General features: G+C 64.1%; 5 protein-coding genes. 4 read left to right on the top strand and 1 reads right to left on the bottom strand.

Going from position 1 to position 12,558, the window contains the following annotated elements; all coding sequences use genetic code 11:
• The first annotated feature begins 493 nt into the window (after nt 1-493).
• Nucleotides 494-1,273, top strand: a complete 780-nt coding sequence (locus O3W51_RS45430) for a DUF3152 domain-containing protein (RefSeq protein WP_269289743.1) — start codon at nt 494-496, stop codon at nt 1,271-1,273.
• A gap of 475 nt (nt 1,274-1,748) precedes the next feature.
• Here the strand turns inward: O3W51_RS45430 and O3W51_RS45425 are convergent, their stop codons facing one another.
• Nucleotides 1,749-2,192, bottom strand: coding sequence for an MmpS family transport accessory protein (locus O3W51_RS45425; RefSeq protein WP_269289740.1), 444 nt, complete (start codon nt 2,190-2,192; stop codon nt 1,749-1,751).
• Between the two features lie 307 nt (nt 2,193-2,499).
• Between O3W51_RS45425 and O3W51_RS45420 the strand changes: the two genes are divergently transcribed.
• From O3W51_RS45420 to O3W51_RS45410, 3 genes are all read left to right on the top strand, one after another.
• Nucleotides 2,500-11,262: a DNRLRE domain-containing protein gene (locus O3W51_RS45420; RefSeq protein ID WP_269289745.1), complete on the top strand. Its 8,763-nt coding sequence runs from the start codon at nt 2,500-2,502 to the stop codon at nt 11,260-11,262.
• 59 nt (nt 11,263-11,321) lie between these two features.
• Entirely contained in the window at nt 11,322-11,957 is a 636-nt protein-coding gene (locus O3W51_RS45415; RefSeq protein WP_269289737.1) for a hypothetical protein, read from the top strand.
• Nucleotides 11,958-12,320: 363 nt separating this feature from the next.
• Nucleotides 12,321-12,443 (top strand): hypothetical protein, encoded by a 123-nt coding sequence (locus O3W51_RS45410; RefSeq protein WP_269289734.1) that lies wholly within the window; start codon nt 12,321-12,323, stop codon nt 12,441-12,443.
• The last annotated feature ends 115 nt before the right edge of the window (nt 12,444-12,558 follow it).

Raw genomic sequence — 12,558 nt, 5'->3', positions numbered from 1 at the left:
GCCGCGAACAGATCGCTGAACTGCTCGTCGGCGAAGACCTCGCCCAGCGCATCACGAATTCGGATGGCCAACGAGCCCTGGGGGAACGCGGCCCGGGCGACCCGCGCCGTCATCTCGGGAATCTCATAACCGGACCTGGGCCACAACGACATCACGGACCACCCCATCGGTTCCCCGCGAATCAGCGTCCACCCCACTCTCCCAGCCATCGGAAGATCACGCGGGCCACACCGTGAATAGACCAGCAGAGTCACTCCGGGGGTCACCTCATTTGGCGTTGACCGAACCTGTGTGTGATTGTGAGCGTCGTTGTCTGTGAGCACCGTGGGAGCAGTTGGTGGCCGGGGAGGCCGCCACTCCGGTGGGGCCTTCAGGGGGAGCTTTGACCGATCACGCACCGGTGTCCGGCGGCGACCCGCAACGAGGTCCCGGGCGGCGGGGGAGCCAGGCCGCGCGCCGGCGCCGGCGTGCCCAACGGCGGGTGCGGCTCCTGGTGACCCTTACGGTGCTCGCCGTGCTGGTCGGCGGCGCCGCCGCATGGTGGCGCAGCGGTGCCGACGACGTGGCGGACGCGTCCGCGACGTCCCCGCCTTCCGGCCCGTCCTCCCCGGCGCCCACCGCGCCGCCGAGCGCGGCTTCCCGGGCCCCCACGACACCCGCGCCGCCCACCACGGCGAAGGCCGCGAAGTCGGTCTCCGTGCCGAAGTCGGGGCCCGGGACCTTCAGGGCGGGCAAGGGCAGGGCCGGTGGCTCCACGGTCGGCCAGGGAGTGATCCGTACGTACCGGGTCCAGGTGGAGGACGGCATCCGGATCTCCGCCGATCAGGCGGTGGACGAGGTGGCGGCGATCCTCGCGGATCCCCGCAGTTGGACCCGGGACGGCAAGCACGGCTTCCGCCAGGTGTCGTCCGGCAGCGCGGACCTCGTCATCCGGATAGCAACGCCCGACACCGCCGACGCGCTCTGCCTGGCGGCCATCCACCTGGACACCCACAACGAGCTGAACTGCGAGGTTCCGGGCGGTGTGGTGGTGAATCTGCGGCGGTGGATCCTGGGTTCGCCGACGTTCACCGGCCCCATCGCCGACTACCGCGCCCTGATCATCAACCATGAGGTCGGGCACAGCCTCGGCCACGGCCACGAGGGCTGCCCCGGCCCCGGCAAGCTCGCACCCGCGATGATGCAGCAGATCAAGGGCCTCAACGGCTGCAAGCCGAATGCCTGGCCGTACGACCGCCAAGGGCACTACATCAGCGGCCCGTCCGTCACCTGAGCCCTTGCCGAATCACCGGCCCCGGCAGATGACCTCCGCGGGGGAGGTGGGCCGCCGCGCGTCGGCAAAGGGCGCCACGGGCGCTGTGTGACTGCGAGAGATCGCGGGCCAACTCCCAGCCCGGTGAGCGATCTGGGCTGTAGGGGCCGTTTGGTGGGTGCCGGGCGGCCAACGTGGCGTGTGGAGGAGAGCGAGCCACCCTGGGGGCGGTCGGCTAAGGCTGTGACCGAGAATGCTCGACGGGTTTTTCTGGTGGCGAGGACAAGGGGGTGAGCAAGGGTGCCACGTGTCCCGAGCCACTCATTCCGGACTGTCCGTCAGCGAAGGTCGATTGGCTGAGCGGGGGGCGATCTCGTCAGAGTCACCCCGGGCGCACCGGTGGCCTGCTGTACCCAGCGCGCCAGGGTCATCAAGTGTCACACCGGGGCGTACAGGCGCGTCCTTTGTCCCGGTTGCGGAGCTGGGGCGCCGGAAGTTAGCCGGTGCAGGTGGCGCGGCCGTAGGTGCCGAAGGCAGTGGCCGTCTGCACATGGCGGCCCTGGATCGCCAGGGAGCATGCGACCTGGCCGCCCTTGCCGTCCAGGGTGAGATTGATGCTGGGCGCCTTGCCGAGCGGGACCTGGACGGTCTTTTTCCAGGGGAGTTCGGCGGCTTTCTCGACGGTCGCGTCGCCCGACTCGCTGTGGGCGAGGTAAGTGATCTCCACCGTGCCGGTGCCGGTGACCTCGTAGGTGACCTCGGCGGTGGGGACGGCCTTCGGCTTCGGCTTGTCGTCGGTGTTGAGCACACCGAAGAGGACAAGTCCGGCGCAGGCGGCTATTACGGCGCCTGCTGCGATGAATGCACGCCTGTCCGAGCCCTTCTTGCCATCCGTGGTATCCGGTGTCTCCGGCGCTTCCGCCGTATCGGTCGATGACATGGAGGATTCTGCTTTCATTCGGAATACATTATCGGGGTGAATGTGCTGGTGTGCACCTGCAGGTTGTACACCATGGATACGTGTCGATGCCAGCGAACGAAGATATCTGGCAAATCGACCCCTGGCCGCGCCAATTGGGCGGTATGTCAGGTCACTTGACTTGTCGTGTCAAGGTCGGTTAGGAATCGCGTCGCCACGATCAACCCTCGGTTCTGGGTGAGGGAGGCGCCTTTCGGTACACACCTGAACGGTGGTCGGGACCGAGGTGATCCTTTCCATTTCGGCCCTGGTATTCATGCGCGCGCGAATGCCGCGCAGAAATCCGAAAGGCGTACGCGTGAAATCCACTCGCAGGAGATATATATCCTGCCTTATCGTCTCGACCGTGGTGGGCACACTCCTGCCGCAGGTCGCGTACGCAGCCCCCACCACAGCATCGGAAGGCAGCGACAAGGGCGTCGTCGACACGATCAAGGGCTTGTTCGCCGACGATGACGACAACTCCCAGACGCCGCCCACCGGCGGCAAGTTGGAGATTCCCAGCCGGCAGAAGCTGCCCAAGGGCAAGAACCTGCCCAAGGCGACCCGGGTCAAGGAGCTGACCGGGAAGCGCACTTCGCAGGCCAGGTTCTGGCAGATGTCCGACGGGCGTATCGAGGCGGAGCTGTCGGCGGTCCCGGTCTCGTACAAGGCCGGGACGTCCTGGAAGCCGATCGACACCGCCCTGCGTGCGACGCAGGACAAGGGCTTCGATTTTGCCAATACCGCGAACACCGGACAAAGTTGGTTCGGATCGGACGCGGGGAAGCTGCTGCGCTTCAAGGCTCCGGACGGCCGGTCGGTCACGATCGGCCTCAAGGGCGCAACGGGCGCGGTGAAGCCGCAGGCCAAGGGTGACACGATCACCTACAAGGACGCGCTCTCCGGTGCGGACCTTGAGTACAAGGTCGGTCGCGGGCAGGTCAAGGAGAACATCGTCCTTGATCAGGCGCCGGCGGGCCCCGTGTCGTACACCTTCACCCTGGATACGGCGGGGCTTACGCCGAAGGCGCGCCGGGACGGTTCGGTCGGTCTGTACGGCGAGCTGCCGAACACCCCGGTGATGGTGATTCCGGCCCCGTACATGACGGACGCCAAGAAGGACGCGCTGTCCCCGACCGGTGGCACCTACTCCACCGGCGTCAGCCAGAAGCTGACCCGGGACGGCGACCACTGGCAGCTGACGGTCACTCCGGATGCGAAGTGGCTGGCCGCGAAGGACCGCCAGTACCCGGTCGTGATCGACCCGACGATCACCATCGCGCCGGACGCAGCCACCTCGCAGGACACGATGGTCCTGTCGGACCAGCCGGCGGTGAACTTCAACAACACCTGGAAGCTGGCGGCCGGCAAGACCGACACCGGCATCGCCAGGTCCCTGGTCAAGTTCCCGCTGACGTCGATCCCGGCGGGCACGAAGATCGACTCTGCGCGACTGAACCTCTATTACGACCAGTCGCACACCACCAACGCCAACGACGTCACCATCGAGGCGCACCGGGCCACCGGCGCCTGGGACGAGACCACCGCGACCTGGAACAACACCAGCGCGCTGGTGGGCGAGCTGTCCGGCACCACCGTCCAGCAGGACGACGGCGATGCGGGCACGGCCGCGGTCGGTGAGTGGCCGGGCGCTACCACCACCGGTGGCGCGGCGACCAACGACGACTTCGTCTTCAACAAGAACACCGCGACCGGCGAATCCTACACCTGGCAGCCGCCGGTCGCCGAGACCGCTTCGTACCGTGTCGAGGCTCACTTCCCGGCCGCAGCGGACGCGGCGACGGCGGCCCCGTACACGATCACGCACCGGGACGGTACGAAGAGCGTCACGCTCAACCAGACCGGCAGCGGCGGCGTCTGGAAGGCCCTGGACACCACGGAGTACTACTTCGCCCAGGGCAACACCGGCAAGATCGTCCTGGGTGACACGGGCTCCTCCACAACCCGGACCCTGGCGGACTCGATCCGGCTGGTGAACCCGGCACAGATCGTGAAGAAGGCCGGCCAGTACAACCAGTGGCACGACTTCGCGGTCACCGACACCGTGCAGAATTGGGTGTCGGGCACCGCGAACTACGGGTTCGTGCTGCAGGGCAAGGACGACACCCTGGCCGCGACGCCGACCGGCGGACCCCGCTACGAGGCCGGCGACGGCTCCGTGTACGGCGGCGAGACCTCCACCATCCCCAAGCTGACGGTCACGTACGGCAAGGTGGGCGCCGCGCTCGACTCACCGACCGTCGTGCACTCCACGGGACCGGAGCTGTCCTGGGCGAAGTACACCAACACCACCGGTGACCCGAACCTGGACCCGGTCGAGTATCAGCTGCACCGCTCCACGCAGCAGGTCTTCACGCCCTCGACCGCGACGCTGATCGCGCCGATCGACAAGGCCGCGACCAGCTACACCGATACCACCGCGGTGCCAACCCCCGATTCGAGCTCGTCCGAGATCGGGAAGTCGTACTTCTACCAGCTCGCGGTGAAGACGAAGGACGGCCAGCTCCTCGGCTCGCCGACCCGGGTGGTGGGTATTCCCAAGGCCGGCCGGACGATGAAGATCATCCAGGGTAGTCAGGGCGGCGTCACCGACACGACCCTGTCCTCGCAGCAGCCGACGGTGAACCAGAACGCCATCCAGTCGTTCGGTGTCGGCCAGACCTGGCTGAGCGTCGGCAACAACTCCACCACCTACGGCAAGACCCGTGCCGTCCTGAAGTTCCCCACCACATCCATCCCCACCACCGCCACGGTGCTGGAGAACAAGATGTACCTGTGGGGCGCCGAGACCACCACCGGCACCAACGGTGCGATCTACGAACTCCACGGCCTGACCAAGGACTTCGACCAGACCACCGCCACCTGGAACAACGCCAACGCCACCACCGCGTGGACGGCAGCAGGCGGCGACATGGCCGCCACCGTCTCCGACACCGTCGCCACCGTCAGCGAGGTCGGCCGCCACTGGTGGGATGCGACCAGCCTGATGCAGTCGTGGGTCAAGACCCCGACCGGCAACCACGGCGTCGCGGTCAAGCTGAAGGACGAGACCACCACCGGTCCGCAGGAGCGCACCCTGTTCCTGAGCGCGGAGACGGCGGATCCGCAGCTGCGCCCGTACATGCAGGTGATCTACGTCGATGCGACGACGGAGGACACCTACTACGCGCCGCAGACCCCGGCCCGTATGACGCCGAACTCCACGTACGCGGTGGACTTCACGGTCGCCAACACCACGGCTGCGGCCTGGGCCGCGGGTGAGCGTGAGCTCTCCTACACCTGGAAGCTGCCCGACGGCACGGACATGACCACCGGCGGCAACCAGCTCGAGACCGCCATTCCGGCGCTGTTGCCGGGCAAGTCCGCCACCATCCAGGCCCAGGTCAACACGCCGATCAACTCGGACAACGGATCCAAGCGCACCGACTACGTGCTGGGCTGGGACGTCCGCAAGGTCGCTGACGGCACCTGGCTGTCGGCCGGCACGGGTGCGATCCCGGCGCTGAAGCAGAATGTCGCTGTCGAGGACCCCACCTCGAACGACCTGGGGCTGGAGAAGTTCTACTCCTACACCGGCAAAAACACCGGCGCGGGCTCGACACTGATGTCGAACCTGTCCTCGGGCAACGCGGTGTGGTCCTACAACGCGTTCAACAACCCCGGCCGGAGCCTGAGCACCTTCGCCCGCTTCTCCTACAACTCCCTGGACACAAGTGACACCGTCATGGGAGCGGGCTGGTCGGGTCAGGCCGCGGGCCCGATCCGGATGGGTGCGCCCCTGGACTTCCACCCCAATCCGAACCCGACCGAAATCAAGCTCCCGGACGGCGACGGCACCACGCATATCTTCCGCTGGGATGCCACCAACAGCGTATGGAAGGCCCCGGCCGGTGTGCACTACAAGCTCGCCGCTAAAACGGGCCTGGACTGCACCCCGCTGAAAGACCCCATCCCGGACGCCTGGACGATGACCCGTCCCGATGGCACCCGCTTCCTGTTCGGCTGCGACGGCTACTTGACCTCGACGATCGACAAGAACGGCAACACGCAGTCGTTCACGTACGAGGAGCGCAAGTCCAACAACAAGCCGACCAAGTTCCTCACCTATGTCACCGACCCGGCCGGTAGGCAGTCGCTGACGGTGGAGTACTTCAAGAAGGGTGACGCGTCCTACGACTACATCGACGACACCGGCGCCAAGGTCACCGCCACCAACCTGACCAACTCCAAGATCTACGACCATGTGAAGTCCATGACGGACATCTCCGGCCGGAAGATCTCCTTCTACTACACCAGCAAGGGACTGCTCGGCCAGTTCACCGACGGTGACGGCAGTACGCAGCCCAAGGTGTTCAAGTTCACCTACGACGCTACTCAGGGCAACAAGAACGTCAAGCTGGTCAAGGCCACCGATCCGCGCGGCAACGCCACCACCATGGCGTACAACGAGCCCAAGGCGGGCGACGACCCGAAGTACCACTGGTGGACCAAAACCATCACCGACCGTGTGAACGGCGCGACCGGCTTCACCTATGCGGCGGACGCGGCGAACACCAAGTTCACCGACGCCACCGTCACCGACGCGGAAGCACATCTGTCGACGTACGTGACAGATGACTTCGGCCGCCCTGTTCAGACCACCAACGCCAAGTCCCAGATTTCGAAGATGTCGTGGGATGCGGACAACAACGTCACCTATCTTGAGGAAGCAAACGGCGCCAAGACCGCCTACTGCTACGACCAGAAGACCGGTTATCCGCTCTGGCAGCGAGACGCCGAGAGCAACAAGGCGGGCGTGCCACCGTCCTCGGACTGCACGGCCGGCACCTACCCGGCCAACGCGTCGAAGTACACCTACCAGACACGGCTGGACGGTTACTCGGCCGACGTGTTCACCAAGGCGTCCCCTGAGGGCCACAAGTGGGAGTTCGGCTATGACTCCTTCGGCAACCTGAAGACGGTCACCGACCCCAAGGGCGTCGCCACCACAGGAACGGCTGGTGACTACACCACTTCCTACGGGTACGACTCCTTCGGTCAACTGACCACGGTGACCGATGCCAACGGCAATCCGACGACCAACAGCGGTTTCGGACCGACCGGCTACCCGGCCACGATCACTGACGCGCTGGGTAAGTCCTCGTCGTACGTGTACGACGAGCGCGGCCAGGTCACCCAGGTCACCGACGCATTGGGCAAGAGGACAACCCAGACCTACGACACCTACGGGCGTCCATTGGTCAACACGGTGCCCAAGGACCAGAACGCCGGTGTACTGATCACGACTCCGGCTCCGGTGTATGACGCCAACGACAACGCCACCCTCTCCACGGCTCCCAACGGTGCCGTTTCCACGGGTGTCTATGACGCGGCCGATCAGATCACCTCGGCGTCGGCGCCGAAGGACTCCTCGGCATCGGACCAGCGGACGTCGACCTACACCTATGACAAGGTCGGCAATCTCAAGACAACGACGGAGCCCAAGGGTTCGCTGACGACATCGGACGCGGCGGACTTCGTCACCACCAACACGTACAACGAGATCTATCAGCTCACCTCCGTACTGAACTCGGCGAGCGACAAGATCTCGTACACGTACGACAACGTCGGCAACGTGACCACGGTGGTGGACCCGAAGAAGAACGCCACTGCCGATACGACCGACTACACGACCAAGACCGCCTACGACCTGAACCATCGGGTCACGGCGATAACGGACGCGGCAGGGAAGACCGTCAAGCAGTCCTACGACAAGGACTCATTGCCTGTCTCCGCTACGGACGCAGAGAACAACACCACCACCGTCACCTATGACGAGCGGGGTCAGCGGGCCGAGATGAAGGCTCCGCACGACGGGACCACATCGGTCACCTACCGCTCCACGAAGTTCGAGTACGACCAGGTCGGCAACACCACCAAGGTGATCACTCCGCGGGGTACGGAGACGGCCGCCACCGACGACTTCACCACCCGTACCGAGTACGACGCGCTGAACCGTCCGGTCAAGCAGTACCAGCCCTACGACCCTGCGGATGCGCGCTACAACAAGGCAGACGTCTACACCCGCACGGACTACGACGCGGTGGGCCAGGTCACCACGACCTCGCTGCCGCCGTCGGAGGGCCAGACGGTCCGCAACGACACCAGCTTCACCTACTTCGACAACGGCTGGGCCAAGGCGTCCACCGACCCGTGGGACATCACCACTTCGTACGACTACAACGAGCTGGGCAAGCAGACCGCCCGCACGCTCACCTCGGCCGGCGGATCCTCCAACCGCACCATGGCCTGGTCGTACTACCCCGACGGCAAGCTGAAGTCCAAGTCGGACGACGGCGTCCCGGTCGGCAAGAGCGTGATCCTGGTCGACAACTCCGACACCCAGAACACCGCATCCACCGGCACCTGGGCGAGCGCGAACGTCGCCGGGCAGCAGGGCTACGACCACCGCACCCACGCGGCCGGCACGGGCACTGATGCCTTCACCTGGACCCTGAACATTCCCAAGGACGGCACGTACACCGCGTACGTGAAGTACCCCAAGGTGACCGGAGCGGCCACGACGGCGAAGTACACGCTGTCGCAGGGCGCCACCACCCCGCCCTCGGCGACCAGGGACCAGAACGCCGCCACCGGCACCTGGGTGTCGCTGGGCTCCTACAGCCTCAAGCAGGGCAATGACGCCAAGCTGAAGCTGGACCAGAACAGTGGCGGAATCGCGGTCGCCGACGGCGTGAAACTCGTCCGTGACACCACTGGCGAGAGCGACACCGAGAAGAACTCCTTCTCCTACGGCTACGACGTCAACGGCAACATGGTGTCGATCGACGACACCTCGTCCGGTGCGAAGGTCGATGCCTACACGATGACCTACACGGGCCTCAACCAGGTCCAGATGGTCACCGAGGCCCTGGCCGGGACCGCCAAGAAGACGACGTCGTACGCCTACGACGCCAACGGTCAGCCGGACACCATCACCCACCCCGACCAGTTCTCCAAGTACACCTACGACCTGCGTGAGCTGGTCAAGACGGTTTCGGTTGGCAAGACGTCAGTGGACGCCTCGCCGAAGGTGACGTCGTACACGTACACCGACCGCGGCCAGAAGCTGAAGGAGACCAACAACAACGGCAACACCGTCGACTACAGCTACTACCTCGACGGGGCGCTGAAGGTACAGACAGAGAAGAAGCCGAACGGAACGCTGGTAAGCGACCACACCTACGCCTATGACCCGAATGGGAACAAGGCGGAAGATATCGCGAAGAAGATGAACGCCGACGCCCACTCGGCCTACCTCTCCTCGACCACGGACTACACCTACGACCCGGTCAACAGACTGGCGAAGTCGGTGAAGACCGGTAACGGCGCCGGTACCGAGACGTATGTCCACGACGACAATGCCAATGTCACCAGCCAAACGGTCGGAGGCACGTCCTCGGCGTTCACCTATGACCGCAACCGGCTTCAGTTGTCGCTGACTTCGGGTACGTCGTTCGCTTACGACTACGATCCCTTCGGTCGCCAGGAGTCCGTCACAGCTGCCGGCAAGGTCACCGAGCGGAGCATCTACGACGGGTTCGACCACGTCGTCGAATCCCAGAAGGCGGACAGCGCGGGCTCCCTGAAGTCCACGACCTTCTCCTTCGACCCGCTTGACCGCACCACGTCGGAGACCGCGAACGGCAAGACCACCGACTTCACCTACCTCGGCCTGTCCGGAGAGGTACTTGGTGAGCAGGTCGCGGGCCAGACGACCAAGTCGTATCAGTACAGCCCGTGGGGCGACCGGCTTTCGCAGGTCAAGCACAACACGGACGGCACGACGGAGGACGGCTACTACGGCTACAACAGCCACACCGACGTCGAGACGCTCACCGACAAGAACGGCGACTCCAAGGCGACCTACGGCTACACGGCCTATGGCTCCGACGACAAGTCGGAGTTCAGCGGCATCGACAAGCCGGATACCGCTGACCCGACCAAGGAGGCGTACAACCCCTACCGTTTCAACGCGAAGCGATGGGATGCCCAATCGGGCACGTACGACATGGGCTTCCGCAACTACAGCCCGGGGCTGAACCGGTTTACCTCCCGGGATATGTACAACGGTGCCCTCGCCGACATGGGGCTCGGCAGCGACCCGTACACCAGCAACCGTTACGCGTTTGCCGGCGGCAACCCGACGAGCTTCGTCGAAATGGATGGGCACGCGCCCTGCGCCCAGGGAATCATGGACGTGTGTCCCGGTGCAGCCACAGGTTTGGCAGCGCTGTTCATGCTGCCTGGAAAGTACGGAAACAAGACAAGCCGTCACGACCAGGCGCAAGAACACGCGAAGGGAGAAATCCTGGCGCAAGCCGCGAGTATCGGCGCAACCGATTTCGAAATCCGACCCCCGACCAGAATAGATGGAGCGAACAAGGAATGCATGTATCCCCGTAACGGGAACAGAGGGAAAGTACGGGGGAATCGCGGTCTCGCTAGTCCCGACTGCAGCTATGGCACCCCGGATATCCTCGGCTATGACAAGAGCTCGGACGTCTATTACGTCTGGGAAGTAAAGTCCGCCGGTGACGCTAGCAAGGCTGTCCCTGAAGCCCAATGGTATGTAAATCGCCTGAAGGCTGAGGGAAAGAATGCCGTGCTCGGGTGGATGATCGGGGGGCCGTATGACGTCGGCAACGGCGACAAGGTCATGGGACCGGAGTCGGGCGCGGTGATCTACGGAAGGCAGAACAACAAGAAATTCCAAAGCATTTACAACAATAGCCCGATGGCCGCAGCCAGGGCGGCTCAGCAAAACAACGTGCCCCAGCCATCAGCTGGACCAGGACCGGGCGAATACCCGGGGACCGTAAACCAACCAGGGATTGGAACAAGGCCTTCATCTGGTGGCGGTGGTGGATTCGACCCCATTCTGATCCCGCTTGTCGTTCTGGTGGGGGTCGGAGCGGTGGTAACCGCACCTGAGGAGGCTGTCGTCGCGACTGCTGGCGGACTTCTCGGTTACGGATTGGCGGCGTGACATGTGGGCCCTCGCGAATGATAGTGTTCGCGAGGGCCCATTTCATCGATGAACGGCGGATGCTTATGAAGCAACTTGGTGATTTCTTGAAGGAGTACGTGACTCCTGCGGTGAAGCCTGCCGGATTCAAGAAAATGGGAAAATATTATCAACTCTCGACACCTTCGGGAGATGCTGCGTTCCTAGAGTTCAATCCCGTTCGCGTCGATCCGGATTACATCGTATTCTATGCCCATTGCTCGATCGTTCCGGAGCCGTATTGGCAGTGGCTGAACCGCCACTGTGTGGTGACCGGTGTCCCATCTCCGAATCCCTCCGGGGCTCTCGCGGGATTCTCGCTAATACCGCCGAAGACGGCGGCTTATACGCCCAGCGCGCTGGGCGTGCTGAGCACTCGGTGGGCATTTAACGAGACGACGCGAGTAAAAACTGGAGGATCTATAGACTTGGTGCTGCGTACGGATGTGATTCCGAGGGTTCAACGCCTGCTGATCCGGGATAAACTCCTGGAGGCCATAATCTCCACAGATAAGCCTTCTATTCGACTGTGGGGTGCCTTGCAGTCTGAGCTGGTGCTCATGGTCGATAAGTATTCGCTTCCCGAATTTGAAGAATCACTGTCAAGGATCGACCTCAACCCATCCATCAAGGCCCAGTTGGTCGCCTGGGCCGAGATACGGCAGGGCCGGAACTGATCTCATCATGCTGCCGGACAATCCGAAAAACCGCCGCCAGTCGGCTGTTTCGAAATCGTCTAAGATTTCCGTTGCAAGGGTAGGTCTAAGCACCGGCTGTTCACCGGAATAGATCGATCGGACGAGCAGATCGCAGGAAGGTGCCGTTGGACCTGAGGGGATGCGACTGTCGAGGAAGCATCTAGCGCGGCTTCAAGGGCACCTATCTGGTGAGTGAGCGTACGGGATGGGTTATATACACGGTCCGGTCAACTACAGCCCCACCACGGGAATAGCGGACAGCATCACCATGTCCGCCTAAACCGAGGACGGATTACTGTTCAACAACATGGTGGTTCAGAACGGCACGGATTGGTAGACGACATGCTGAGGATCGACGAGCTGGAGGCCGCGCTCCCGGCGATGACGTCGTGGCGTGTGACGGCGGGGCGCAGCGTGGACTGGGGCGTGCTTGAGGCGGACCTCGGGACGGCGCTCAGGGCTTGATCAAGTTCCTTAGGTGACCGGTTCGTTGGTGATGCCCAGGATGGGGAGTGCTCGTTGGGGTTCGTCGCGGATCGCCCGGGTGGTCTTGGCGATGTTGTCGGCTCCGAGGGTTTTC

It is taken from the genome of Streptomyces sp. H39-C1 (assembly GCF_027158125.1).
Classification (GTDB): domain Bacteria; phylum Actinomycetota; class Actinomycetes; order Streptomycetales; family Streptomycetaceae; genus Actinacidiphila; species Actinacidiphila fildesensis.
Note: the sequence above shows the minus strand (reverse complement) of the source record. Positions and strands in the feature narration are given on the sequence as shown.

Coding starts and splice junctions, on each gene's coding strand:
- O3W51_RS45420 (WP_269289745.1), top strand. CDS start 2,500: ATGCCGCGCAGAAATCCGAAAGGCGTACGCGTGAAATCCACTCGCAGG.
- O3W51_RS45415 (WP_269289737.1), top strand. CDS start 11,322: ATGCTTATGAAGCAACTTGGTGATTTCTTGAAGGAGTACGTGACTCCT.
- O3W51_RS45425 (WP_269289740.1), bottom strand. CDS start 2,192: ATGTCATCGACCGATACGGCGGAAGCGCCGGAGACACCGGATACCACG.
- O3W51_RS45410 (WP_269289734.1), top strand. CDS start 12,321: ATGCTGAGGATCGACGAGCTGGAGGCCGCGCTCCCGGCGATGACGTCG.